We start from the raw sequence: 25,969 nt of genomic DNA, 5'->3' as shown, positions 1-25,969 counted from the left end.
GCGACGGTGGTGCCGTTCGCATCGTACCTGCGCGATCGGCGTCGCTCGAAGGGTGCGGGGGCGCAGTTCATGGGCACGAACGTGATCCGGGGGCGCACGATGGAGCGATCCGGAGAGCGGTCACCGAGGGTTACCCGGTACGGCCGCGCGAGGGGGCAAAGGGGGCGGATCGTTGTGCCGGGGGCAGTACGAAGCCCCCGATCACGGGGGAACAACCGGGGGCTTCGCGTCTGTAAGCGGCCTCGACGGACCGCACATTGAGAACGTAAGTCCTGTACGCCCCCCGGGTCAAGCCGAGTTGGCGCACCGGTCGGGGATCGTCCGACGGCGGGGTGTGCAGGGGCGGCACTCCTTCACGGAACGTGAGGGAGGCGGCCGTTCAGTCGGTTTTCTGAGGTCCCTTCTGCAACATGTATCCCTCTGGCCTCTGGAGTACCAGGAGTTGCGCGTAGGGACGGGTGGGGTCGGTAGTGAAATGCGCTCGCTCCGCCTGCTTCCAGCCGTCCCAGAATTCGGTCAGTTCGGGACCGTCGCGGAGTTGACCCCTTTCCCAGGAGCCCTCGTGCGTCAACTCCATCCACAACAGGCACGCCAGATAAGGCCGTAGGGCGCGGCGGCCCGCGCCGACGCCCTCCACCAGGACCACCGGTTCGGGCTGCAGTTCGTGCTCGGCCCCGAAGCGGCGGGCCACCCAGTCGTAGGCCCGGTACCGGGCCGTCTCGCCGCGCGCGAGCGGCTCCAGGACCCACTCGCGCAGGCGCCCGGTCCACTCGAACAGCTCCTCGTGCGTCGCCAGGTCGTCCAGATGGAGGACGGGGGCACCCCCCAGGGCGGCGGACAGCCGTCCCGCGAAGGTGGTCTTCCCGGAACCGGCGTGGCCGTCGACGGCGACGAGACGGACCGGCCCGAGGGAGGGGGGCAGGGTGCGCAGGTGACGGGCGAGAGCGGTGAGGTTCACCGGTCCACGGTAGGCGGTCACGGGGAAAGAACCGCCGTGGGCTCCGCGTCACTGGCCCCGGCCCGTCCCGAGCCGCAATAGTGGTCCGGCCGGGCGGGCGGACCGCGCCCGCCGCCCCATCCACCCACGACTGGGGGAGCACGCGTCATGTCCAGCAGACCCACGCCCCGCCGCACCGTCCTCAGCGCCGCCCTCGCCCTCACCGCGACCGCCACACCGCTCGCCTCGGCCGCCGCCGCGTCCGCCGCGACACCCGGCCGGGGCCCGGGCCGACCGGGGGGCTCCGTCGACTACCGGGCCTGGACGACCTTCCCCCAGTGGTCCGGCGGCAGGGGAGCCGGCACCCGGGTGCTGGGCGGCTCCCGCCCCGGCCTGGTGATCGACCGGCCCATCGGCACCCGGGAGTACACCGACCCGCACACCCGCACCACGGCCGACTGGGAGTACGCCACGTGGCTCGCGCCCGTGGCCGAGCCGCCCGTGCCCGCGAGCGAGATCGTCGTCTCCTGGAACGCCCACACCCCGGCCGGCACCTGGATCCAGGCCGAGCTGCGCGCCGCCTACACCGACGGCACCGCCAGCCCCTGGTACGTGATGGGCCGCTGGGCGTCCGGCGACGGGCACGACGACATCCGGCGCACCTCCGTCGACGGCCAGGGCGACAAGAAGAGCAGCGTCTCCACCGACACCCTCGCCGTCGCCGACACCGCGAGCGGCCTGCGCCTGGCCTCGTACGAACTGCGGCTCACCCTCCACCGCAAGCCCGGCAGCGGGCGCACGCCCATCGTGTGGCGCCTCGGCGCGATGGCCTCGGACATCCCGGACCGCTTCGAGGTGCCCGCCTCCCGGCCGGGGGAGGGGGCCGGCCGCAAGCTGGCCGTGCCGCGCTACTCGCAGGAGATCCACAAGGGCCAGTACCCCGAGTACGACAACGGCGGCGAGGCCTGGTGCAGCCCCACCTCCTCGCAGATGGTCGTCGAGTACTGGGGACGCAGGCCCACCGCCGCGGACCTCGCCTGGGTCGACGCCTCGTACGACGACCCCCAGGTGTGCCACGCGGCCCGGTTCACCTACGACTACCAGTACCAGGGCTGCGGCAACTGGCCCTTCAACGCCGCCTACGCGGCCACGTACCACGACATGCAGGGCGTGATCACGAGACTGCGCTCCCTCAACGAGGCGGAGCGGCTGATCCGGGCGGGGATCCCGGTCATCACCTCGCAGTCCTTCCTCGCCTCCGAGCTGGACGGCGCGGGCTACGGCACGGCCGGCCACCTGATGTGCGTCGTGGGCTTCACCGAGGACGGCGACGTCATCGCGCACGATCCGGCCAGCCGCTCGGACGCGGTCGTCGAACGGGTCTACAAGCGGCGACAGTTCGAGAACATCTGGCTGCGCACCAAGCGCCACAACGCACAAGGGGAGATCAGAAGCGGCTCCGGAGGTGTGTGTTACCTCTACTTCCCGGTGCGCCCAACGGTCGGTCAGGCGCGGGCGCTGGCCTCCGTCGGCGTGCGCTGAGGACGCCGCGCCCCTGCCTGCACCCGGCCGCCGGCACCGTGGCACCGGGCGGCTCGACGGTGCGGCGGAGCTTCCCGGCCGCCGCACCGTACCGCCGCACCGTCTGAAAGAGAGCCATATCACTCCTGCGGGTGGTTTCAGGTGCGCTGGAATGGATGCCGTAGAAGCGCGGAGATGAACACTGGCCGAATGCGGATGGCCCGTGTCCGCTTGGCGCTTCCCATCGAACGAACGATCAGTAGCCTCTGGACAGCTGGTCAGCATTCCCGAGCCGAGCTGGAGACAGAGGTCTGATGGAGCGTCCCGTCCGGTCCCCCCAAGGCGTCGACTTGTCTGCACCCCGGCGCCTCCCCGTCCGGCCCGGCGGCGCATCCGGAACCGTCCCCGGAATCACCTCCGACGCCGCGCACGGCACCGCGGGGCGCACCGGGCACAGCACCGCTTCCGCAGCTCGGCGACGTGAGGATCCGGCTCCCAGCCACCATCCCGGGGTGGGGCGGAAACCGTGACCGGAATTCCGAGTGGCAGAATGCTGCCCGTGAATCAAACCGCCGCCCCGGTTTCGTACGCGACTGTGGAAGTCCTCGGCTCCGGTTCCAGGGACGACCGGTTGCGTCGGTTCGCCGCGATCTGGAGCCGGGCCGTCTACCCGGGCACGGCGGCCGCCATGCCGCGCGTCGAGTTCGAGCGCCACCTCGTGCCCCTGGCGGCCGTCCTCCGGGACGCCCTCTACGCCCGCCCCTTCGACCCCAGGCCCGCCGCCGACGTCGGCGCCGCACTCGTCCGGGCGCAGTGCACCGACCCCGAGGTCCTGCCGCTGATCCTCAGCGTCGTCGACGCCTACCTCGTGCTGTACTGCCCGCCCGACGTGCCCATGCCCGCTGAGGAGAGCCGCGCCCGCTGCTCCCGGCTCCAGCACGCGATCGCCGCGGGCTTCGCCCGCGCCCTGCGCGACCGGACCGTCGCCGAGCAGGAGGCCGTCTCCGCGGCCGCGCTCGCCTCCCAGGCCGAGACCGAACAGGCCCTGCAGCACAGCGAGGCGCGCTTCCGGGCCGTCTTCGAAGGGGCCGCGATAGGCATCGGCATCGCGGACGTCGACGGCCGCATCACCGACGTCAACGACGCGCTCATGCGGATGTTCGGCAGCACCGGCCGCAAGGTGACCGGCCGCAACGTGGGCGAGATGGTCCACCCCGACGACTCCCCCGAGTTCTGGGGCCTCTACCGCGAACTCGTCCGCGGCGACCGCGACCGCTACCGCGTCGAGAAGCCCTACTACCGCAGCGACGGCACCGTCCTGTGGACCGACCTCTCGGTCTCCTTGCTGCGCGACGCCTCCGGCGAGCCCCGCTACCAGCTCGCCATCATGGAGGACATCACCGAGCGCCGGCTGCTGCACGAGCGGCTGCGCTACGAGGCCACCCACGACGCCCTCACCAGCCTGCCCAACCGGACCCTGTTCTTCGAGCGCCTCGACCGCGCGCTCGCGGCCGACGGGGCCGACGGGGCGGGCGAGACCGGTGACGGAGACGGGAAAGGCGCCCGCTTCGGCCTCTGCTACCTCGACATCGACGGCTTCAAGGCCGTCAACGACAGCCTCGGCCACGCCGTCGGCGACCAGCTGCTCGTCGCCGTCGCCGAGCGGCTGCGCTCCTGCGTCAACGCACCCCACGAACTCGTGGCGCGCCTGGGCGGCGACGAGTTCGTCGCCCTGATCACCGGACCCTCCGCACCCGGGGACGCCACCGCCCTCGCCCGCCGCATGCTCGCCGCCCTCGCCGAGCCCGTCCACCTCGACGGCCGCGACCTGTCCGTACGGGCCAGCATCGGCATCGTCGACGGCGCCGCCGGCGAGCTGGGCGCCGCCGAGGTGCTGCGCAGCGCCGACATCACCATGTACCGCGCCAAGGCCGCCGGGGGAAACCGGTACGTGCACGCCGACGCCGACTCCGACGCGCGCGCCATCGCCCGGCACAGCCTCACCAACTGCCTGCCCGCCGCCTTCGACCACGGCGAGTTCTTCATCGAGTACCAGCCGCTCGTACGGCTCTCCGACGGCAGCGTGCGGGGCGCGGAGGCGCTCGTCCGGTGGCTGCACCCGGTGCACGGCGTCCTGGGACCGGACCAGTTCATCCCGCTCGCCGAGAGCACCGGACTGATCGTGCCGCTGGGCCGCTGGGTCCTGGAGGAGGCCGCCCGCCAGGCCCGTTCCTGGCGTGCCGACGGCGACCGCAGCGCCCCGATGCGGGTCAACGTCAACCTCTCGCCCTCCCAGCTCCGCTACCCCGGCCTGGTCGCCGACACCGTCGCCGTCCTCGGCAACGCCGGACTCGACCCCTCCGCCCTGTGCCTGGAGGTCACCGAGAACGCCCTGATCGGCGCGGACGAGGAGGAGCTGCGGCCGCTGCGCCAGCTCGCCGACCTGGGCGTGGAGATCGCCCTCGACGACTTCGGCACCGGCTACTCCAACCTGTCGTACCTGCGCCGGCTGCCGGTCGGCACGCTGAAGCTCGACCGCTCCTTCACCCGCGGCATGCAGCACGCCCCGGCCGACCCGGTCGACGTCAAGATCGTCGAGGGCATCGTCTCCCTCGCCCACACCCTCGACCTGTCGGTCACGGTCGAGGGCGTGGAGACGGGTAATCAGGCCGATCACCTGCGGCTGCTGGGCTGCGACACGGCCCAGGGCTGGTACTACGCGCGCCCGGGCCCGCCCGAGCGCCTGCACGCGCTCTCGCTGGCGGACGCCTCGTAGCCCTGACGGGCGGACGGCCGGCCCTTTCGGCCCTCCCGGCCGTCCAGGAGGCCGGCCTCCCGGTCCGTCAGCAGCCGGGAACGGATCAGGAAGCGCACCCCTTCGGGGGCCTCGAGCGAGAAGCCGCTGCCGCGGCCCGGCACCACATCCACCGTCAGGTGGGTGTGGCGCCACCGCTCGAACTGGTCGGCCGCCATCCAGAACCCGACCGGTTCCGCCACTCCGTCGACGGTGAGGTCGGCGAGCAGAACATCGGAACCACCCGTACGAAACTCGCCGCGCGGGTAGCACATCGGCGAACTGCCGTCACAGCAGCCGCCGGACTGGTGGAACATCAACGGCCCGTGCTTCTCGCGCAGCCGGCGGATGAGGTCGGCCGCGCCCGGGGTGAGCGCGATGCGGGACACTTCTGCGGGCCGTCTCATCGGCGGTGCCCTGGCTTCCGGCGTAAGTGCGGATTCATGGGATTTCCTCCTCACTGTCCTGAGAGGTGACAGCCTGCCCCGAAGGGCGAACTGATCGCCAGGGTGGTGAGGTGGGGAAATTCGCCGGTGGGGTCAGCGGCGGGCCGGCACGGCTGCCTTGCCGTCGTCGCCCGAGGTGTTCGCTTCGCCCGAACCGCTCGAGTCGCCGGAATCACCGGAGTCGCTGGAATTATCGCTGCCGCTGGAGTTGCCCGGCTCGGTCCTGCCCGGAGCCGGAGCCTGGTCCGGGGACTTGGACGGCTTCGCCAGGATGCCGGGGTCGGAGGGCAGCCCGCTGGCCGCCGTCAGATAGGCGGTGACGACGAGGTTGGCCTTGTACTCGTGATGGGCGCGGTCGTAGTCGCCGCCGCAGGTGATCAGGCGCAGCTCGGGGCGCCTGGTGTCGGCGGCGCCGTAGACCTTGTCGACGTCGAAGTGGTTGTTGTCGACGACGGCGATGTTCTCGACGGTGAACTCCGCGGTGGAGCCGTCCGCCCGGGTGACGTCGACCTTCGTCCCGCGCTTGATGTTGCTCAGTTCGTAGAAGACGGCGGGCGAGGTCTTGGTGTCCACATGGCCCACGAGCACGGCTGCACCCGCAGTGCCGGGTGCGGGGCCGTCGCGGTACCAGGAGACCGAGTTGGGCCGCTCGTACGGGGGCGGCTCGACACCGCCCAGGGCGTCCAGTCCGTGGCCCTCGATGGGGGCCCGCAGGCCCATGGCCTTGATGACCAGCCCTTGGGGGCCTGCCCCCGGCAACGATTCGTGTACCGGGGGCAGGTCGCGCGCATGGGGGAAGCCCGTGGCGGCGACGTCACCGGTCTTCGGAGCCGTGGTTATCGGCTCGTCGACGGTGATGTCGTGGCCCCACAGCCAGAGGGCCAGCAGCAGTGCCACCCAGGTGACCCCTGTCAGCAGACGGCGCGAGCCGCCCGTGCGCGCTTCTGACATGACGCCGGTTCGCTTCCCGTCACCGCTTGGCGGCGCTGGCGCGGCGGCGGTACCAGATCAGCCCACCGGCCATGCCCAGCGTGGCGCCCGCGAGAGCGAGTGCCGGAGCGTCCGGAGTCGAGGACTCCGAAGCGGCGACGGACGCGGTGGCGCCGCCGCCCGCGTGGGCGTGGTGGTGCGGCCGCTCGTGCTCTCGGCCGTGGTCGTCGCCCTTGTCGTGGTCGCGGCCGTGTTCGCCTCGGCCTTCGTGGTCGCGGCCGTGTTCGCCGCGGCCCTCGTGGTCGCGGCCGTGGTCACCCCGGCCGTGTTCGCCCCGGCCCTCGTGGTCGCGGCCGTGGTCGTCGCCCTTGTCGTGGTCGCGGCCGTGTTCGCCTCGGCCTTCGTGGTCGCGGCCGTGTTCGCCGCGGCCCTCGTGGTCCCGGCCGTGTTCGCCCCGGCCCTCGTGGTCGCGGCCGTGGTCGTCGTCGCAGTCGTCACGGTCGTGGTCGCGGCCGTGTTCGCCTCGGCCTTCGTGGTCGCGGCCGTGTTCGCCCCGGCCCTCGTGGTCGCGGCCATGCTCCCGGCCGTGCTCGTGTTCGTCGCAGTCGTCGCAGTTGTCGCGGTTGTCGTACTTGACGACCTGACGGCTTTCGACGGTCTTGACGGGGGCTGCGGAGGAGCTCAGGGCGTAGGCGGCGGGCGCCGCCGAGACGGCGACTGCCGTCAGTGTGCCGCACAGAGCGGTACGGATTGACTTCATTGGGTGTACCTCCTTCGTTTCCGAGGTTCACCCGGCAACCCGGCCGGAGCATCCGCAGGGTAGTCCTATTGCTCCATCCGGTAACCGAATGGGGCCAGACGGACGAGATGGGCCCTGGATTTCGGCTGAAAACGGTGCAAAACGGCGTGTGGGGAAGCTTGATCGGCAGGGTGTCTGCTCCGGCCCGGTACGCCTCGGGCGCAAGCGGGGCGCCGGTCGTACGCGCGCTTGTCCCGCTGCACCAGGGGGCACGACACTGGAAGACATCCGGGTCGCAGCGGGAACCCACGGGTTGATCGCCTGGGCTCACCCCGGAGGAGAAGCTCGGCTGAGGAGAGGCTCGGCGGATGTCCGGAGCAGGCGACATGCGTGTGGTGCCGATGGACCGGCGCGACAGACGCGGAGCGGTCCTGTGCATTCTCGATGCGCGTTCCCACGCTCCGGTGGAGATCCAACCGGGATTCCGGCACCCCCTGCGCGTCATCGCCCAGGGCCCGGGAGATGCTGCAGCAACCGAACCGGCCGGCCTGAGGGTACGTCTGGTGGCCGACGTCCTCGTACGCACCGTGGAGCTGCACGGCGGGCAGGCCCTCCTCGGGATCACCCGGCCCGACCGGCCCGGTGGCGCGCAAGGGGCGTTCGAGGTGAGGGCCGCCGCGCTCGGCATCCGCCCACCGGCGGCCTCCGGCACTCCGGAGGAGGTCACCGAGGCGCTGGGCGGTCCGCCCGACGTGCACGTCACCGCCCAGCGGGAAGACCAGCGGGAAGCCGCGGCCCAAGGGATCGTCATCGGGGTCGGTGCGGTGCACCCGTACGACCAGCCGGGTCCCGCAGGCCTCGAAGCGCTCGCCCTGCGGCTGGCCCTGCTGAACCACCGCCACCACGAAACCGTGCACCTCACATCCGACGCACTCGCATGGGCACAGCGAACCCTGGCGAGGTGGCGGCGCTCGGTGGCGAACTGGGCGCAGGCGCCGTCGAAGCCGATGTGCGCCGAGGTTCTGGGCCAGGCCCTGGCCGGTCTCGAGGACAGCCTCGACACCCGGGCCGTCCTCGACGCCCTCGGCCGGCTGGAAGGGGACGGCGAGGTGCCCGACGGCGCCAAGTTCGAGACCTTCACCTACCTGGACCGGGTACTCGCCCTGGAACTCACCCGCGAAATCGGCCACGCGGCCGTCCGTGCGCACAGGCCGGCGACATGACGGAGCCGCCCTTCCGCCGACTGGTCGTGCTGCGGCACGCCAAGTCCGCCTGGCCGCCGGACACCGACGACCACGAGCGCCCCCTCGCACCACGCGGTCGCCGGGACGCCCCGGCTGCCGGGCGCTGGCTGCGCGAGGCGCACTGCGTGCCGGATCTCGTCCTGTGCTCCACTGCGCGCCGGGCCCGCGAAACATGGACCCTGGCGGCAGAGCAGCTGGGTGCCCCGCCACCGCCCGTACGCCACGAACCCCGCCTCTATCGGGCATCTTTCCCGGGACTGCTGGAAATCATTCACGAAATCCCGCCCGCCGTCGGCACGTTGCTGCTCGTGGGACACAATCCGGATCTCCAGGAGCTGATCCTGACACTCCCCGGCGAAGCGCTCGGGGATACCGCGCAGCGGGCCGAGGCCAAGTTTCCGACTGCTGCCATTGCCGTGCTGGCCTGGCCCGGAAACTGGGTGGACCTCGGGCCCGGCGCGGCATTGCTGAGCGATCTGGCCGTGCCGCGGGGGAAGAAGGCCTGAAGCCGGAAGCCGGGAAATCGGCAACATACCTGTCTCCTCATGAACGTGACATCTCACCATCGGAGAAGGCCCGCGCCCTGAAAGATCAGGACCGATTGGCAACTTCCTGTCAACGATATTGCGTCACTGCATGAGTTTCCCGTCAATATGCATGACGCATCGACTGACCAGGGGGATCGGGGATGGCAGGAACCGTCACGAGTGCGCTGCCCACGAGGCGGTTACGGCACGACAGCGGCGTTCTCGCGACGCCTACGGCGCCACGGGTGCGCGTCCCGGCGCTCGGAGACATTCTCCGGCTGCGGTCGAACCTGCTGAACGCCATTCAATACGCCGCTTCGGACGGCGGCGAAGTGTCGTATTTCCACGTCGGCCCCAAGACCATGATCTTCGTCAATCGAAGTGCTGTGGCGGATGTTGTCCTCTCCGATATCCACACCTTCGGCAAGCCGGACGCCGACAATCCCCTGAGAATGGTGCTCGGGGACGGGCTGATCAGCAATCCTTATCACGACAACTGGATGCAGCGGCGCAGGGCCCTCCAGCCCATGTACGGTCGCTCCGCCCTGGCCGGCATGCAGCAGAAGATGGCCGATGTGATCGCCGAGCACACGGGGCGGTGGGAACAGCACGGCCGGACAGATCTGAAGGTTCACGAGGAAATGCTGGCGTTCGCCCTCGACATCGTGTCGAGGTGCATGTTCAGCCGATCCGGCGACACGGTCTCCGGCACCATCACGCCGCGGACGGTCTCGTTCCTCCTCGACTTCGTCGAGCGCCGACTCCGGATGCCGCTCGCCTTGCCGGTCGGCGTGCCGACCCGGCGGAACCGCAATTTCACCTCGACCATGCAGGGCCTCGACGATCTCGTCTACCGGATCGTCAAAGAGCGGCGCAGGACCGACGAACAGCACGGCGACCTTCTGGATCTCCTGCTGGCGGCCAGAGTCGGCGACACCGCAGATCCACTGACCGATCGCGAGGTCCGGGACGAAGTTCTGACCGCATTCGTGGCCGCATACGAGACCACGGCCAGTGCGCTGACGTGGATCCTCTACCTCCTCGCGTGCTATCCGGACGTTCAGCAGCGCGCTCGGCAGGAGGCGCGTTCGTCCGTGTCGCCTGCCCAGAAGGAGCCGAAGGGCAGCAAGTTCCTGGAATGCGTCATCAATGAGGGCATGCGGCTCTTTCCGCCGTCCCCGACCATTCCGCGGCAAGTCAAGAAGGATGCGCTCATCGGCTCGGCCAAGGCCCCCAAGGGGTCGTTCGTGATGCTCAACGTCGCGGCCATCCACAGGGATCCGGACGTCTGGGAGCGGCCCGACGAGTTCGTTCCGGAGCGCTTCATGGACGGAACTCCCGGAAGGGGAAAGTACCTGCCCTTCGGTGCCGGTGCCCATATGTGCATCGGCAAGGGGTTCGCCATGATGGAGATGAGCATGCTGCTGGCGAGCGTTCTCGACAAGTTCGAGATATCGCTGCGGGACTCCGCGGGTCCCGACCCCAGGGCTCTCCTCACCCTGCGTCCTCGTGACGACTTCGGGCTGATTCTCACCAGGATCTGACACCCGCTCCGGACGCGTATCCGCCGGCAGCTCACGACACCACGAGAGAGGTTGACCTATGCGCCACCTGGCGCGTTTCAACGCGGTAGTCAAAAACGTGCGTCCGCGCACGCTTCTCGTCAGCCCCCTCTCCTACTGCGTGGGTGTGGCCGTGGCCGATCACCGCTTCGACCTTGCGGTGGTGCTCGGCATCCTCTTCCACGTTCTCGCCCCTCTGGCGGCCAATGCCCGTAATGCCGTGACCGATCTCGTGGAGGACGGAAAGAACGTACCGGGCCGCTTGAAGCTGGTCGAAGCGGCAGGCGAGGGACTCCTCCAGAAGGTGGTGTCCGCGAGCTTGGGCATCATGCTTCTGCTGTCGCTGCTGATATCGCTCGCCCAGACTCTCCTCTGGGTGTTCAGCATCTTCCTGGTGCTCGGCTACTCCTCGCCGAGGTTCCGTCTGAAGGGCCGCCCGATCATCGGTATGGCGGTGTTCTCGATGGCGGTCACGGAACCGTACATCGCGGGTGCGCTGCTCGCGGACTCGTGGTGGGAGATCCCTCACTACGACTCCTACCAGCCGGTCCTCCTCGGGGCGTTCCTGTTCTGCTGGTATTTCGCGAAGGGAATCATGAAGAATGTTCCCGACTACGCGGGGGACAAGGCGGCCGGACTCAGAACGATCCCGGCACTCCTGCCGTCGCAGCAAGCGGGCGCCTGGGTCGCCGCGATAGCGACAACGCTGGTCTACGCCGCGTTCCCGGTGCTCGTCCTCGTCACCGACCTGCCCGATCGTCTGGCTTATGCGGGCGTCATGGTGCTGCCGGCTGTGGCTAACATGATCACCATGGTCCGGGCCCGAACGCCGGTCGAGTACAACCTGGTTGGCCAGCGTGACATGTATGTGTCCGTGGTGTTCCTCGGCCTTCTGCTCTTCGGGGTGCATCCGTCGGTGGGATCCGCACTGACTGGGCTCCTCGCTGTTGCGGTCATGGCCGGGTCGGATGTGTCCGGAATGGACTCCAGGGTGAGTCACCATGTCGCCCGGGCCGAGCCGACAGTGAGCATTCCAGGTGGAGGAGGTCGGAGAGGTGACGAGTGACTGCACGCCTCGTGACAAAGGCTCCGAAGTGCACGGGATCTTCCAGAAGATCGCCGGGTACTACGACCGGATGAACTTCGTCATGACGCTCGGCCGTCATGAGAAATGGTGCCGCGAAGTGGCCGCACGTGTGGCACCGGCTGTACCGGCCGAGGGCGGGCACCTGCTGGACTTGGCCACGGGGACAGGGGTGATCGCCCTGGCGGCGGCACGAAGGTACCCTGCCGCCACCGTGACGGGCGCCGACTTCTCGGAGGAGATGCTGCGTCGCGCAAAGACCAAGCCCGGGGCGGACGCGATTCGCTGGCAGCATGCCGACGCAGCCCGTCTGCCGTTCGAGAACGAGTCCTTCGACGGGATCACCGAAGGCTATCTCCTCAGGAACGTCCAGGACCTGGACGGAGTGCTTCGCGAGCAGCGCCGGGTCCTCAAGCCCGGCGGCCGTGTGGTGATTCTCGAAACGTGCCCCCCGAGCGGCCCGGTGAAGCTGGTCGTGAAGTGGGGCATGCGCATCGTCGTTCCGCTGCTGGGGCAGATCGTGGCCCGCGACCGGTCGTCCTACACCTATCTTGAATCCAGCACACGCGCCTTCGAGTCCCCGCGGCAGATCGCCGAAGCTCTGAGGGGACTCGGCTTCAAGGACATCGGGTGGCACAAGAAGTTCTTCGGCACGAACTTCATTCTGTGGGCCACCAAGTCGAGCTGATGGCCGACGCCATCGGTATCTCGACGCGCCAAGAACTTTCTTGGTGAACCGAGGGGGAGATCCTGTGAGTAAACCTGTTCTGGCCGACGCTCCGGCCGTTCCTTGCACATCACGCGCCGAGAAGGCGCTGGAACGCTGGGCCCGCGAGTACCCCGACCGGGTCGGGTCGATCGGAATCGACGGCAGCGGGCTGGCCTGGAGAGAGATCGCCACGTCAACGCGGGCCCTGGCCGACCGACTTGAGCGGGCCGGGGTCGGGGCGGGTGATCGCGTCGCCGTCATGGCCGGCCGCTCACGGTACGCACTCAGCAGCCTGCTTGCGATCTGGGCAAACGGTTCTTCGGCGGTGCTGCTCGACGAGCGGCACCCGATCGAGCGTCTGCGCTGGATAACGCAGGATGCCGGATGCTCGGTGCTCGTGTCGCCGGAACCGGATGCCGCGGATCTGGGCCTGACGGTGATCGAGCCGCACAACTCCGAGATCGAGTCCACCGGTCTCCCCCTCACCGAGCTTTTCTGCGACGAATGGACCCGCCGTGAGGGCGGGGCGGAGGCGTACGTCGTCTACACGTCGGGCACCACCGGCCGTCCGAAGGGCGTTCGCGTCGCCTCTGCGAGCCTGGAGAATTTCCTGGCCAATGCCGAATCGCTGGGATACCGGCCCGGCAGCCGAGCCGTCTCGGTGGTCTCTCCGGGTTTCGACGGCTGGCTGTGGTCGATACTCACTCCCTTCGTCAATGGCGTCACGTGCGTCGCGGTCGACACCACCCTCGGGGGCGTGGAACAGGCCCTGGTCGCGCAGAAAATCGACAACCTTTGCATGACCCCGTCGCTCTACGCCGCGATCGAGAAGCTGCCCGATGTCGAGGTTGCCGTGGTGGCGGGGGAGCGCTGCCCGGACTCGCTCGTCGCCCGACTCCAGAAGATCGCCGACCGAGTGATCAATGTGTACGGGCCGACCGAAACCACCATCGCCGCAACCATGGCCGATACCGCCCGCCAGGAAGACCCCCGCACGATCGGCCGTCCGCTGTCCGGCTACACGGTCACCGTCGTCGATGCCGATCTGAACGAAGTTCCTCCTGGCGTTACCGGCGAGGTTCTGATCGGTGGCAGCGGAGTCGCTCTCGGGTACGTCAGCACGAGCGGGCCGGGCGCCGACCGGTTCATCGACCGGGACGGCACCAGATACTTCCGGACCGGGGACCTGGGGACGCTCCGTGTCGACGGACAGCTGAGCATCCTCGGCCGAGCCGACAACCAGGTCAAAATAGGCGGCTTCCGCATAGAACTCGAGGAGATCGAGAACATCGCCTGCGAGGTGCAGGGCGTCGAGGGTGCGGTGGCGTACACGCGCGGTGATCCGCCCACGCTCGCCATCGGTCTGCAAACAGCATCCGGCACCCTCCTGGACGACGACCTGCGCAAGCGGATCACCTCCGAATTCGCCGCACGACTGCCGCGGCAGCTGTGCCCGGCCTTCATGCATCGAATCGTCGACGTTCCGCTCGATCCGACCGGAAAGGTCTCGCGACGCGAGGTCGCTGCCCTCGGCGATACCGAATTCTCCGGCAACCGCGACGACGCGGTGGGAGACAGCGCCCGGTCCATGAGCGATGACCGGCTCCTCGACGGCATCCTTGCGGCCTGGAGCGACGTGTTCGGGCACAGCGTCGCCGAAGACGCCGACTTCTTCGCTGTCGGCGGGCACTCACTGCTTGCGGCCCAACTGACCTCTCGAATAGAGACGCAGCTCGAGGTCACAGTGTCGATCACCGACGTCCTCACGACCCGGACTCCTCGAGCGCTGGCACAACGGATCGAAGAAACGAGGTCGGCATGACCTATCTGCGATCCTTCACGGCGACCGCTCCCGGCGAGAGCGCCTCCACAACAGTGGTGGCTTTCCCGCAGGCGGGCGCAGGCTGCCTGCGCCTGCACTCGATCGCAGCGGCGCTGCCCTCCGGGCTGAATCTGCTGGGGGTGCAGTTGCCGGGGCGGGAGGACCGGTTGCAGGACTCCCCGGCGAACAGCCTGGCCGAGGTGGTCGACTGCATCAGCACCGAATTGCGCGACCAGGCACTTCGCCGACCGCTGGTCCTCCTCGGCGTCAGCCTCGGTGCGCTCATCGCCTATGAGGTTGCCAGGAAGCTCGAATCCGAGGGCGCGGCGCCTCGTTCGCTGGTGGTGGCCGCAGCCCGATCGCCGGAGCACTGGGAGACCTTTCCGGCGGCGAACCCGCCATTGGCGGAGTTGACGGCTCTCCTGCATCCATCGATCCGCGAATCCGACTTCGCCCGCTACGCCATCGCGGCACTGCGCTCGGACCTGCGGCTCATGGCCGGCTATCAGGTCCCGTCCACGCCGCTGACGAGCACATCGCTCTGCACGGTATCGGGGAGCCGCGACAGCGTCGTCACCACCGTGCAGATGGCCGGGTGGCGTGACAGGTCGGCCGATTTCCGAGGACATCAGGTGATCGAGGCAGATCATCACGAGTTCATGGACCAGGACGTCCTCGTCGGGATTCTCTCCGGCGTCGCGTTCGAGACCGCCCCTCGTCAGGTGGTGCACGGGTGAAGCAGCAGACGGCGCCGGACCTGTTCGAGCCGGGTCTCTTCGACGGAACCGGGTTCTACGATGTCTTCGCGTGGTACCGGGCCAATGATCCGGTGTCCTGGCAGCAATCCCCCGGGGAGCCGGAGGGGTTCTGGAGCGTCACCAAGTACCACGACGTGGTGTCCGTTCACCGGGACAGCACGAGGCTGAGTTCGACGAAAGGCATGCGGCTCGGCTCGACAGAGCGCGCCGTCGAGGCCGTCGCGAACAAGATGCTGATCGTTTCCGACCCGCCGGATCACACGCGCATGAAGCGCGTACTCATCCAGCCGTTCTCGAACGAGGTCCTCGCCAGGGCCGAAGAATACGTGGAGAAGGTTGTCGCCGACGTCGTCACCGACGCCATCCGGAACCCGGAACCGGATCTGATCAAGCATCTCGAGCGCATCCCGACCGATGTCATCTGCGCGATCATGGGGTTGCCTCGCTCGGACTGGGAATGGATCGGCAAGAAGACCACCGAGGCGTTTGAATCGCCCTCGGAGATTCGCCGCATCACGGCGAACAGTGAGATTTTCAAGTACTTCAGCGACATGGTGAGCGAGAACCGCCGAACTGCTGCGAACGACTTCATCAGCGGGCTCACCGATCTCGACGACGGCAGTTCGCAGTTGACCGACGAGGAACTGGTCTTCAACTTCAGCGGGATCCTCGCCGGTGGCAACGAAACGACCCGGTACACGCTGGCTTCGCTCACGCAGCAACTGGTGGAGCACCCGGATCAATGGCGTCGAATCGTCCAGGGGGAGGTCGACCCGGCCGTCGCAACCGAGGAAGGGCTGCGCTGGTCAGTGCCCGGGATGCACGTGCTGCGGACCACGACCGAGCCGGTCGAGGTCGGCGGGGTCGAGATCGGGCCCGGACAACGCGTCGTGACCTGGATCGGCTCGGCCAACCGGGACGAAGAGATATTCGACGACCCGGACACGTTCGATGCCGGACGGACCGGCAACCGGCATCTCAGCTTCGGCGCGGGCCGCCACATGTGCCTGGGGAGCCGGCTCGCGCGCCTGGAAATCACGGCGTATCTCCGGACGCTGCGCAGCATGGTGGGATCGATGACGCTCGAGGGCGAGCCGCGCTACAACGGGTCGAATTTCACCTGGGGTCTGAACGAGCTTCCGGTGGTGCTCCACGCATGACAGAGACGATCCCCGCATCTCAGGTGCGTGCCGTCACGCTCTGCCTTCCTGACGACGTGTTCCAGGGCGGACGAGCCAGTGGCATCGGCATCGGCATCGGCATCAGCGAATACGGCGAGAAGGCGCTGGAGACCGCCGAAAAGATCACGCGCGCCGGGTTCGAAGTACAGACGGTCCGCCTTTCCAGCCCGGCACTCGACGGACCGCTGAACCACGACCAGCTCCGCACGCGAGCCGCTGATCTGGTGGAAGGCTGCCGGCAGGCGGGCGTGGGCAGCGCCTCTCTGGGTGCGCTGCGGCCTGCCGCGCTCGCGGGTCTCACGCCTTCCGAAGTCGCGGAAGTGCTGGTCGAAAACCCGTCGCTGTTCCTGGCTGTTGTCGTCGCCGATGGTGCCGACGTGGACCACTCCGCTGTCGATTTCAGCGGGGCCGTGATCCGCGAGCTGGCGAGCCGTGACATCGACGCCAACTTCCGTTTCGCGGCCGTAGCCAACCTGGGCGCCAATGCTCCGCTGTTTCCGGGCTCCTACAGCGACGGCGGCAGCGCAGGGGTGAGCGTGGGACTGCAATCGGCCGGCGCGCTGCTCGCCGGCGTACGGGCGAACCGCCCCCGTGACCTCACGGAGGCGACACAGCTGACCAGGGCGTGTCTGCAGGAACAGCTGGACTTGTTCGAAGACTTGCTGAGACCGTCATGCGAGCGACACGGCCTGCGGTTCCACGGTTTCGATCCGTCGCCGGCCTGTGCGCCCGATGTCAGCATCGGAGAGTTCCTGGAGAACGTCGGCGGAATCCGGTTCGGTTCCTCCGGCACGATCGCAACCTGCGCCGCAGTCACTGCCGGCATTCGGTCGGTGAGCCAGCCCATTGTCGGATATGCGGGTCTGATGCTCCCGGTACTCGAGGACAGGGTGCTCGCCCTCGCCTGGCAGGAGGGCCGCATCAATACCGACTCGGTGCTCGCGTATTCGTCGGTCTGCGGTGCCGGACTGGACACGATCCCGTTGCCCGGATCGACGCCGGAGCATGAGGTTGTCGCCATGATCAGGGACATGGCGGCACTGTCGGCACGGTGGGCGAAGCCGCTGTCCGCCCGTCTCATGCTCGCGCCGGTGGACTCGGATCCGCATCGGACGGAGTTCCGGGCAGAGCAGGTTGTCAACATCGACTATCCCACCGCTTAGGGACATTGCGAAGGGGGGGGCGGTCAATGCCGCTCGCACCGTCCATCACCGATTTCTCGTTTCACCACGGCGAACACTGGATCGGCGGTCTATGGGTTCCCTCAAGGGGTCCGGAGACCGATCGGGTGACGAATCCGGCCGACGGCAGCCTCATCGGGAGCGTCCCCCGGGGCGCAGCCGCGGACGCGGAGGCCGCGCTCACGGCCGCGGCCGCGGCGCTGCCCGGCTGGAGCGAGACACCACGCGATGACCGACTCAAGTCGGTGCAGAGCTGGCTGCGACTGATCGAGGCCGATGCCGAATTCCTCAGCACGCTGATCTCCCGCGAGGTGGGCACGCCGATCACCCTGAGCCGCAATGTCCAGGTGGGTCTTGCGATCGACATCGCCCGGGCGTGCATGGACGCGGTGTCTGTATTGGACGAGGAACGGCGTGGCAACTCCGTCATCCGCAGGGTGCCGGCCGGGGTGGTGGCGGCGATCACCCCGTGGAATGTGCCGCTGATCCTCACCCTGCAAAAGGTCGTACCGGCTCTGCTCGCCGGGTGCACGGTCGTGCTCAAGCCCAGCGAACTGACGCCACTGCATGCGGCATACCTTGCACGCTTGGCCGAGCGCAGCGAATTGCCGCCCGGCGTGCTCAACATCGTGTTCGGCGACGGCCCGGGGGTCGGATCAGCGCTGGCATCTTCCCCCACCACCGACCTGATCTCGTTCACCGGCTCGGTGCGCGCGGGCCGCTCGGTGGCCGCGGCAGCCGCAACGAACCTCAGCCGCGTGCATCTGGAACTGGGAGGCAAGAGCGCGTCACTGATCCTCGATGACGCGGATATGGCTGAGGCAGTCGCAGCCTCCATCGACCAGGCCATGTTCAACAGCGGCCAGGCGTGTCTGCAATGGAGCCGGCTGATAGTGCCGCGACGGCTGGCTGGCGAGGTGGAGGAACTCGCCCGGACGATCACAGCCACGTACGTCGTCGGCGATCCCGCCGACCCCGACACCAACCTGGGCCCGCTGATCAGCGCAGACGCCAAGGCGCGGGTCACTCGCGCATGTGAACTCGGACTGGCCCGAGGCGCTCGCGCGGTGGTTCCCCCGCGGGATATGGACGGTCTGTACTTCGCGCCGACAGTATTCAGCGACGTGACCGAGGACATGGATCTGGCGCAGGAGGAGATCTTCGGCCCGGTCATTTCCATCATGACCCATGACGGGGACGACGACGCCGTCCGCCTGGCGAACTCCACGCGCTACGGCCTCCACGGTTCGGTGTGGTCCGGCAGCGACGAGCGGGCCATTGCGGTCGCGCGACGGGTCCGGGCAGGCCAACTCGAGGTCAACGGTGCCCCGTTCAACCCGGCGGCGCCCTTCGGCGGGTTCAAGCACTCCGGCATCGGGCGGGAGTGCGGAGCAGAAGGGATCGCCTCCTTCTGCGAGCTGCAGGCGCTGCACTACCCGGTGGCGGGCGGACGGGCTGTGCGGGCCAAGGCGTAGCTCAATGCAGGGGAGCCCCTCTCCCGGCGGCAGGAGAGGGGCGCGAGATCACTTCTTCCGGCGCTTGCGGGGCGCGGGTACGGTCGGTGCCTCGGATTCACGGGCGGCCGCGTAGAAGGGCGCCATTACTTCCTCGTACTGCTTCAGGGATTCGGGCCCCAGGTCGATTTCGAGCCACTTGGGCACCTGGATTTCCTTGATTTCGGTCATAGGCGAACCGTCCTCGTCCACCTCCCCCGTCAGGTCTTCCATCTCCTCGGTCACCGTGACGGCGAACTTGACCGTGGTCAGATCATCGGTGACCTCGGGGGCGAGGTCGTCGAAATCGATCCGCTGGACGAAAATCGTCGTCGAGATCGTCTGGCCGCCGACCTCGATCGTCTTTACCCCTTCTTCCACGTTGGGCTGACCCTTGTGGGATTCGTCTACCTCAATGAATTTGGTGCCCATGGACGGCGCCTCTCCTCTTTCGGCTGGTGCGTTACCCAAAGTCTAGTGGAGCAGGGGCAGTTGACGCCAATTCAGGGGAAGCTATTCCTGGGTGGAAACTCAATAGGGCTCGGGGTGGCTGAACCCCGATGTTCAGTGACCGGCCGGATCGGCCGGATCGGCCGGATCGGCCGGATGGTGGGTGCCCGGGTGGGGCAACGGGCTGTCGAGCAGGCCGAGATCGCGGGCCATGTATCCGATCTGGACCCGGTTTCTGGCTCCGATGCGTTTCATGAGGTCGGCGATGTGCCGTTGTGCCGTGCGTACGGACATGCCCATCCGCCGGGCGATCACCTTGTCGTCGTCGCCCTCGACGAGGAGCTGAAGGATGTCCTTCTTCAGCTCCTCCGATACGGCGAGGGCCTGCTTCCGCCCGCGTTCGGCCGGGAAACGGGTCGCGCGCACCCAGGCCCACTCGAAGGCGGTGACGGCGAAGTCCACGGCGCTCCGGTCCCGTACGATCACGGAGCCCCGGGGTTCCCCGTGCAGCGCCAGCACGGCGACGGCGCGGTCGAACACGATCAGCTGCGGGAATGCGTCGCCCAGCGATCGGACTTCCGCGCCCAGCTCCCCGATCCGCTCGACGTACGCGGCGGTCGGCTGGGAGAACTGGGCGGTGTGCTGGTACAGCGTCCGTATGCGCACTCCTCGCTCCAGCAACTCCTGGGTGCGGTCCATATCTTCGCCGAGGACGTCCTCCGGCCGGCCTCCGCCGGGTTGGGAGGTGAGCACTTCCCTCCGCGCCTCCGCCGCCAGCTCGGTCAGCCGCTGTCGCACCAGTGCAAGGTCCGTCACGACCTCGACCGACTCCGGGCGCCGCGGGTGCGCTAAACCGCCCTCGTAAATGGCGAAGAGATCCGCCATTTCCCCGCGGGCCCGCTCCGCGGCCCGCTCCAGCTCCGCCATCTCCCGCCTCAGCGACCTGGTGAGGTGGCCGAAGGCGGTTTCAGGGGACACGGAACTCAGGCCCTCGGCCGTTCCCTCCGTGCGCCGGAGCAGCCCCAGTTGGAGCAGGAGGCGGACGGCGGTCTCGATCTCCTGCCCGGTGCGCCCCATCGCATCGGCGAGTTCTTCCGGCCGGATGGATATCCGGCCGACGGAGAGCTCGTACGCCTCCCGCGCCACGTTGTCGAGCCGGGAGAGCTTGGCCAGCGTCTGATCTGCGGTCTCTGACATGGGTGACCTCGTTGAACCGAACCGTGCTTATACAGAAATACCGCATGGTACATAGCCGTTCACTTTGCGTCGCGAGACCGGGAGTGATCCCTTGGTCAAGCTTTGGATCAGGCTTGAGGTGGTTTTGGGTTGCCCGTGAGCCACCCGGATCCCCGAGGTGGCCTGACATGTCCGTAACAAGCAATTCGGGCGTTCTGTCCATCCATCCGAAACCGTCAGCGACCGATCCGTCACCCGTCGATCGTTGTCGCGCCGGGGAATTCGGAGAGACTGATGAAGATCGTTTTTGTGGATACGGGGGGTACAACGGCACATGAACGTGCTCGATTCTGTCGGCGGAACGCCTGTCATACGGTTAAACCGACTGACGCCGCCGGGCTCAGCGGCCGTCTTCGCGAAGTGGGAAGGCGTCAACCCGGGAGGCAGCGTCAAGGACCGGCCCGCACGGTTCCTGGTCCGGGAAGCGGAACGCCGTGGGCTGCTGAAGCCCGGCGGTGTCATCGTCGAGTCCACCAGCGGCAACTTCGGCATCGCCCTGGCGATGATCGGAGCGGTCAAGGGCTACCGGGTCATCATCGTCATCGACCCCAAGTTGCCGCCGGCTCACCGGCGCGCCCTCACGGCCTACGGGGCCGAACTCGTCGAGGTCACCGAGCCGGACGAGTCGGGCGGATTCTTCAAGCCCCGTCTGGAGACCGCCAACCGGCTGGCCCGTGAGATCGAGGGCGCCTTCCGGCCCGACCAGCACTTCAGCCTGATGAACGCCGCGGCGCACTACCGGGAGACCGGTCCCGAGATCTTTTCCCAGATGCAGGACCGCGTCGACTACCTGGTCGTCGCGGTGAGTACCGCGGGTCAGCTGCGGGGCCTGTCGGAATACGTCCGCCGGCACTCGCCCGGCACCCAGGTCGTCGGCGTGGACGCCGAGGGCTCCGGCGCCTTCGGCGGGGCGCGCCACGCCTATCTGCAGTCGGGGATCGGCCTGGCGTGGCCGCCTTCGAACCTGGACCTTTCCCTGGTGGACGTGCTCTACAAGGTCTCCGACAGCGACGCCTTCGCCACCTGCCGGCGACTGGCGACCGACGAAGGGCTGCTGACCGGCTCCTCCAGCGGCTCGGTCGCCTTCGTGGGGCTCCACCTGGCCCAGCACGTCAAGGCGGACGCGCGCATCGTCTGCATCCTCAGCGACACCGGGCTCCGGTACCTGGAGACCGTCTACGACGACGCGTGGGTCGCCGACCACGGCCTGGACGTGCGGCGTTCGCTCCCCGAACTGCAGGACCGGGCCCACCGCCTGGAGCCGCTGCCGGTCGAGTCCGTCCGTGGCGCGCTCCGCGACACCGATCCGTTCGTCCCGCCCTACAGCCCGGACACCACCGCACTCCTGAACTCGGCAGCCGAGCAGGAAATGGCCGGCGACATGCAGCCCTTGGCCGCGCTCTGATCCGGTACCCGGACCCCGCCGACCACGTCCCGCCCCGTCCCGGGCCCGTTCCCGCCCCGTTCCTGCCGTATCCCGGCCCGTCCACGTCCCGGCCTGACTTCGTGCCGGCCCGGCTTCACTCCGGCATCTCCGCCGGCCCGATCCAGCCCTCGGAGACCCCATGTACACCTATCAGTGGCTCGACAGCGCACACGACGTGCCGGAGGACGTTCCCCGGCTCATCGCGGACGTGTCCGTCACCGACCCGTTCATCGGCCTGCCGCCCGACGCCGGCGAGTCCGACACCGCGAAGCTCACGGCCCGTCTGGCCGCGGGTCTGCGCTCCGGGCTGACGGACGTACTGACCGTCCGGGACGCGTCGGGAACCGCGGTCGGCTGCGTGGCGATGACACGCGCCTCCACGGCCAACCAGCGGCACATCGCCGAACTCACCACCGGGGCCGTCAGCCCTGCCCACCGAGGCCAGGGCATCGTCCCGCACTCGTTCGCGGCCGTCGTCCGGCGCTGCGAGGAGAAGGGCATCGAGCTGCTGCGCCTGGATGTCCGCGAGGGTATCGCCGCGGAGAAGATCTGGCGGAAGTTCGGCTTCGCCGAATACGGGCGTCTGGAGGACTACGGGCGCGTCAACGGCGAGCGTTACGCCGGTGTGTACCTGGCCCAGCCGGTCTCAGGACTGAAATCACTGCTTATCTCGGAAAGGTAGAAGAGACATGCTCAACAGGACCGAATTCAAGGACAAGCTCTACCAGATCCTGGAGGAGAACACCTCCGTCGACCACCCGCTCGTCGCGGAACTGGTGAAGCCCCAGGCGAACTGGGACCTCCTGCACGCCCTGACCCTCCAGGGCTACCAGCTCACCAAGAACTTCCTCACGTACATCGAGCACCTCTTCTTCTACTGCCCGCTTCCCAAGCACAAGAAGCCGCTCCTGGTCAACATGTACGAGGAGGAGACCGGCAGGATCTCCGGCACCAAGAACCACGTGCGGCTGATGGAGGACTTCATCCGCGCCATCAAGATCGACGACGCGAAGCGGGACGCCGCCGTGGCCTACCCGCAGACCCAGGAACTCATCGACTACCGGATGGAGCTGGTGAAGGACCCGTCCCGCTACCACCTGGGTGCCGCTGCCGTCATGGTGGCCAGCGAGGGCCAGAACCTGGAGGACAAGGCGGGCCAGAACCGTCACTCGCTGCTGGGCAAGGTGTACGGCGTCTCGGAGCAGGACACCCTGTTCTTCTCCGTGCACGCCAAGGAGGACGTCGGCCACGTCCGCGAGGGCGTCTCCCTCGTCGTCGACCTCTGCACCACCGCACAGATGCAGCAGGACGCCCTCGACGTGGTCGAGCACACCTGCAAGCTGTTCCAGGGCATGTACGAAGGCGTCGCCGAGCGTCACCTGGCGGCCGGGGCATGACCCCGCCACCACACGGCACGCGGAACCAGATCCCCCGGGGTCTGGTTCTCGCCGTAGTACTCGGCTTCGTGGTGTGTCTCCTCGGCTCCGCCATGAAGAACACCGTTCAGGTCTTCTTCGAGCCCATGGCCGACTCCTTCGGACAGCCACGCGGGACGTTCACCATCTCCACCACGGTGTTCGCGGTGACATACGCGTTCGCCGCCCCGCTGACCGGCATGCTCGCCGACCGCTTCGGTCCCACCCGCGTGCTGACCACGGGAACGGCGCTGGGGGGCGTGGCCCTGCTGCTGTGCGCCGAGTCGTCGTCCTTCCCGCTGCTGGTCGCGGTGTACGGGATCGTGGCGGCGTTCGCCTACGCCATGCTCTCCTACGTCCCGATCGGCGTGCTGGTCGACCGTCTCTTCGGTGACGGCCGGAAGGGCTTCTTCTACGCACTCCTCACCAACGGGACAGCAGCCGGTTTCATGCTCCTGGTCCCCTTGTGGACCTGGCTCGGCCACCACACCAGCTGGCAGCGGGTCTTCGACGGCGTGGGACTCTTCATGCTCGTCGTCATCACGCCGCTCACCCTCCTGCTGCCGCGCAAGTCCGCCGCCGGCGGCAATGCCGCGGCAGCGTCGGCGGCCGTGTGGTCCACCGGGGACCGCTGGCGGATGGTGCTGCGCTCCGGCACCCTGTGGCGGCTCGCCGGGGCCTTCTCCGCCTGCGGAGCGACGATGGCCTTCATCGACGTCCACCTGATCCCCTACCTGGACGACATGGACATCGGCTCGGGCATCTCGTCGGCGAGCCTTGTCGTCCTCGGGGCCTTCGAGATCGTCGGCTCGCTGGCCGCGGGACGGCTGTGCGACCGCGGGGCCGTCAAGCGCGTCCTGCTCGGCGGGTACCTCCTGCGCGCGGGGTCGATGCTCCTCATCGCCGTGCACCCGAACCCGGGGCTCGTCATGGCGTTCGGTGTCCTCTTCGGCCTCAGCTACCTGGTGACCGTCGTCGCCACCTCCATGTGGGTGCTGCGCGTCTTCCCGGTCGAGGTCAAGGGCGTGGCGATGGGCCTGATCTGGACGGCGCACCAGATCGGCGCGGCGCTCACCAGCCAGGTCGGCGGTGCCGTCTTCGATCAGCAGCACTCGTACGTACCGGTGATCCTCAGCGCGGCCGCCGTCGCCGTCATCGCGGTGTTCGTCATCACCACGATCCCGGACCCCGACGGGCCCACCGCGGTTGCCGCACCCAAGGAAACGACGGAGGCCTCCGCGTGAGTCGCGACACGAGCGGTGACGTGAGCAGCGAGACGAACAGCGAGACGAACAGCGGCCTCGAGGACTACGTCGTCCGGGTGCGCCGGGACCTGCACGCCATTCCGGAGACCGGACTGCGCAACCCTCTCACCCAGCAGTACATCCTCTCCGAACTGGCCGGTCTGGAAGGGCTCGAGGTCCGCAGCGGCGTCCGCAGCACGGCCGTCGTCGCCAGGCTCGGCACAGGGCGCCCGGGCGGCACGGCCCTGCTCCGGGCCGACACCGACGCCCTTCCGGTCGCCGAGGGCACCGGGGAACCGTTCGCCAGCCGGCACGAGGGGATTTCGCACAGCTGCGGCCACGACGCCCACATCGCCATGCTGCTGGGCGCGGCCCGGCTGCTCACGGCCCGGCGGGACGAACTGAGCGGCGCGGTGCTCTTCGTCTTCCAGCCGGGCGAGGAAGGGCACGACGGTGCCCGCGCGGTGCTCGCCGACGAGGCATTCGAGGACCTCCTCGGGCCCGGCGACGTCGACCAGGCCTTCGCCCTCCACGTCACGCCCAACCTCCCCGCCGGTGCGGTCGCCTCCCGGCCCGGCACCCTGATGGCGTCCACCGACGGACTGGCGGTGACGGTGCACGGCCGCGGAGGCCACGCCGCCCTCCCGCAGCTCAGCGCGAACCCCATCCCGCCCCTCCTGGACATCGCGAGACGCCTGTCGGCGCACCTGGCCGGACGCGAGGACGCGCTGCTCACCCTCACGTCACTCCGAGCAGGCACCACGCACAACGTCATTCCGGATACGGCGAAGCTGCTGCTGACCCTGCGGTGCCTGGACGAGCAGGCCCGCCTGGACGCCCTGGAATGGGTGGGCAAGGAGGGCGTCGCCGCGGGGGACGGGTTCACGACGGACATCGCCTCACTCGTCAGCTACCCGTGCACCGTCAACGCCCCGGAGGCCCACGACAGCGTGCGCACGGCCGTAGCCGACCTCCCGGGAGCAGCCTGGCTCGATCTCCCGGAGCCCGTGATGGCCTCCGAGGACTTCTCCTTCATGCTGCAACGCTGGTCCGGCTCCATGGCGCTGCTCGGCGCCTGCCCGCCCGGCATCACCGACCCCGCCACGGCGCCGCCCTGCCACGCTCCGCAGATGCGGATCGACGAGTCCGTCCTCGCCCTGGGCGCGCGGCTGCACACCACCGTGGCGGAAAGGATCTGTCACCGCCCGCGCCGGTGACACAGACCGCGTCAGCGGTACGTTCGGCCCTGTTGATACCGGGACACCCGGGC

23 protein-coding genes are annotated in these 25,969 nt (G+C 68.6%); 17 read left to right on the top strand and 6 right to left on the bottom strand.

Annotation, left to right across the window (positions count from 1 at the left end; genetic code table 11):
• Nucleotides 1–379 precede the first annotated feature (379 nt).
• Nucleotides 380–958, bottom strand: a complete 579-nt coding sequence (locus AC1Z4A_RS03700; protein WP_483676380.1) for a uridine kinase family protein — start codon at nt 956–958, stop codon at nt 380–382.
• 147 nt (nt 959–1,105) lie between these two features.
• Here AC1Z4A_RS03700 and AC1Z4A_RS03695 point away from each other — a divergent pair, with 147 nt between their 5' ends.
• Both AC1Z4A_RS03695 and AC1Z4A_RS03690 read left to right on the top strand, forming a co-directional pair.
• Complete coding sequence (locus AC1Z4A_RS03695) at nt 1,106–2,479, top strand: peptidase C39 family protein (RefSeq protein WP_483676379.1); 1,374 nt, start codon at nt 1,106–1,108, stop codon at nt 2,477–2,479.
• Between the two features lie 529 nt (nt 2,480–3,008).
• On the top strand, nt 3,009–5,234 hold the full coding sequence (locus AC1Z4A_RS03690; RefSeq protein ID WP_483676378.1) for a putative bifunctional diguanylate cyclase/phosphodiesterase: 2,226 nt from the start codon (nt 3,009–3,011) through the stop codon (nt 5,232–5,234).
• Here the strand turns inward: AC1Z4A_RS03690 and AC1Z4A_RS03685 are convergent.
• The 3 genes from AC1Z4A_RS03685 to AC1Z4A_RS03675 all read right to left on the bottom strand — a co-directional run bounded on the left by AC1Z4A_RS03685 (nt 5,174) and on the right by AC1Z4A_RS03675 (nt 7,388).
• Nucleotides 5,174–5,659 (bottom strand): DUF779 domain-containing protein, encoded by a 486-nt coding sequence (locus tag AC1Z4A_RS03685; RefSeq protein WP_483676377.1) that lies wholly within the window; start codon nt 5,657–5,659, stop codon nt 5,174–5,176. The genes AC1Z4A_RS03690 and AC1Z4A_RS03685 overlap by 61 nt on opposite strands.
• A gap of 132 nt (nt 5,660–5,791) precedes the next feature.
• Nucleotides 5,792–6,649, bottom strand: coding sequence for a class F sortase (locus AC1Z4A_RS03680; protein ID WP_483676376.1), 858 nt, complete (start codon nt 6,647–6,649; stop codon nt 5,792–5,794).
• 19 nt (nt 6,650–6,668) lie between these two features.
• The gene (locus AC1Z4A_RS03675) at nt 6,669–7,388 is read right to left on the bottom strand and encodes a hypothetical protein (RefSeq protein WP_483676375.1); all 720 of its coding nucleotides are present in this window, start codon (nt 7,386–7,388) and stop codon (nt 6,669–6,671) included.
• Nucleotides 7,389–7,735: 347 nt separating this feature from the next.
• On the opposite strand from AC1Z4A_RS03675, the gene AC1Z4A_RS03670 reads away from it, so the two are divergent.
• From AC1Z4A_RS03670 to AC1Z4A_RS03625, 10 genes are all read left to right on the top strand, one after another.
• Nucleotides 7,736–8,590 (top strand): hypothetical protein, encoded by an 855-nt coding sequence (locus AC1Z4A_RS03670; protein WP_483676374.1) that lies wholly within the window; start codon nt 7,736–7,738, stop codon nt 8,588–8,590.
• Nucleotides 8,587–9,117: a SixA phosphatase family protein gene (locus tag AC1Z4A_RS03665; RefSeq protein WP_483676373.1), complete on the top strand. Its 531-nt coding sequence runs from the start codon at nt 8,587–8,589 to the stop codon at nt 9,115–9,117. The genes AC1Z4A_RS03670 and AC1Z4A_RS03665 overlap by 4 nt, the downstream gene beginning before the upstream one ends.
• 182 nt (nt 9,118–9,299) lie before the next feature.
• Entirely contained in the window at nt 9,300–10,682 is a 1,383-nt protein-coding gene (locus tag AC1Z4A_RS03660; protein WP_483676372.1) for a cytochrome P450, read from the top strand.
• 58 nt (nt 10,683–10,740) lie between these two features.
• A complete protein-coding gene (locus AC1Z4A_RS03655) occupies nt 10,741–11,766 on the top strand; it encodes a UbiA family prenyltransferase (protein WP_483676371.1) in 1,026 nt (341 codons plus the stop codon).
• A 28-nt stretch (nt 11,767–11,794) separates the two neighbouring features.
• Nucleotides 11,795–12,472 (top strand): ubiquinone/menaquinone biosynthesis methyltransferase, encoded by a 678-nt coding sequence (locus AC1Z4A_RS03650; RefSeq protein WP_483676370.1) that lies wholly within the window; start codon nt 11,795–11,797, stop codon nt 12,470–12,472.
• A 64-nt stretch (nt 12,473–12,536) separates the two neighbouring features.
• Entirely contained in the window at nt 12,537–14,315 is a 1,779-nt protein-coding gene (locus AC1Z4A_RS03645; protein ID WP_483676369.1) for a non-ribosomal peptide synthetase, read from the top strand.
• Nucleotides 14,312–15,052, top strand: a complete 741-nt coding sequence (locus AC1Z4A_RS03640) for a thioesterase II family protein (protein WP_483676368.1) — start codon at nt 14,312–14,314, stop codon at nt 15,050–15,052. The genes AC1Z4A_RS03645 and AC1Z4A_RS03640 overlap by 4 nt, the downstream gene beginning before the upstream one ends.
• A complete protein-coding gene (locus AC1Z4A_RS03635) occupies nt 15,049–16,233 on the top strand; it encodes a cytochrome P450 (protein WP_483676367.1) in 1,185 nt (394 codons plus the stop codon). Before AC1Z4A_RS03640 ends, AC1Z4A_RS03635 begins: the two co-directional genes overlap by 4 nt.
• Entirely contained in the window at nt 16,230–17,417 is a 1,188-nt protein-coding gene (locus AC1Z4A_RS03630) for a DUF711 family protein (protein WP_483676366.1), read from the top strand. Before AC1Z4A_RS03635 ends, AC1Z4A_RS03630 begins: the two co-directional genes overlap by 4 nt.
• A gap of 26 nt (nt 17,418–17,443) precedes the next feature.
• Nucleotides 17,444–18,910, top strand: a complete 1,467-nt coding sequence (locus tag AC1Z4A_RS03625; RefSeq protein ID WP_483676365.1) for an aldehyde dehydrogenase family protein — start codon at nt 17,444–17,446, stop codon at nt 18,908–18,910.
• A gap of 48 nt (nt 18,911–18,958) precedes the next feature.
• Here the strand turns inward: AC1Z4A_RS03625 and AC1Z4A_RS03620 are convergent, their stop codons facing one another.
• On the bottom strand, nt 18,959–19,360 hold the full coding sequence (locus AC1Z4A_RS03620; protein ID WP_483676364.1) for a hypothetical protein: 402 nt from the start codon (nt 19,358–19,360) through the stop codon (nt 18,959–18,961).
• A gap of 132 nt (nt 19,361–19,492) precedes the next feature.
• Nucleotides 19,493–20,575 (bottom strand): helix-turn-helix transcriptional regulator, encoded by a 1,083-nt coding sequence (locus tag AC1Z4A_RS03615; RefSeq protein ID WP_483676363.1) that lies wholly within the window; start codon nt 20,573–20,575, stop codon nt 19,493–19,495.
• 313 nt (nt 20,576–20,888) lie between these two features.
• On the opposite strand from AC1Z4A_RS03615, the gene AC1Z4A_RS03610 reads away from it, so the two are divergent.
• The 5 genes from AC1Z4A_RS03610 to AC1Z4A_RS03590 all read left to right on the top strand — a co-directional run bounded on the left by AC1Z4A_RS03610 (nt 20,889) and on the right by AC1Z4A_RS03590 (nt 25,916).
• A complete protein-coding gene (locus tag AC1Z4A_RS03610; protein WP_483676362.1) occupies nt 20,889–22,019 on the top strand; it encodes a PLP-dependent cysteine synthase family protein in 1,131 nt (376 codons plus the stop codon).
• 160 nt (nt 22,020–22,179) lie between these two features.
• Nucleotides 22,180–22,722, top strand: a complete 543-nt coding sequence (locus AC1Z4A_RS03605) for an N-acetyltransferase family protein (RefSeq protein ID WP_483676361.1) — start codon at nt 22,180–22,182, stop codon at nt 22,720–22,722.
• A 7-nt stretch (nt 22,723–22,729) separates the two neighbouring features.
• On the top strand, nt 22,730–23,437 hold the full coding sequence (locus AC1Z4A_RS03600; protein ID WP_483676360.1) for an iron-containing redox enzyme family protein: 708 nt from the start codon (nt 22,730–22,732) through the stop codon (nt 23,435–23,437).
• Nucleotides 23,434–24,699, top strand: a complete 1,266-nt coding sequence (locus tag AC1Z4A_RS03595; protein ID WP_483676359.1) for an MFS transporter — start codon at nt 23,434–23,436, stop codon at nt 24,697–24,699. The genes AC1Z4A_RS03600 and AC1Z4A_RS03595 overlap by 4 nt, the downstream gene beginning before the upstream one ends.
• Nucleotides 24,696–25,916 (top strand): M20 metallopeptidase family protein, encoded by a 1,221-nt coding sequence (locus AC1Z4A_RS03590; RefSeq protein WP_483676358.1) that lies wholly within the window; start codon nt 24,696–24,698, stop codon nt 25,914–25,916. The genes AC1Z4A_RS03595 and AC1Z4A_RS03590 overlap by 4 nt, the downstream gene beginning before the upstream one ends.
• Nucleotides 25,917–25,969: the final 53 nt, after the last annotated feature.

Source organism: Streptomyces sp. 17_S59 (assembly GCF_056930295.1).
This window is presented reverse-complemented; position numbering and strand designations above follow the sequence as displayed.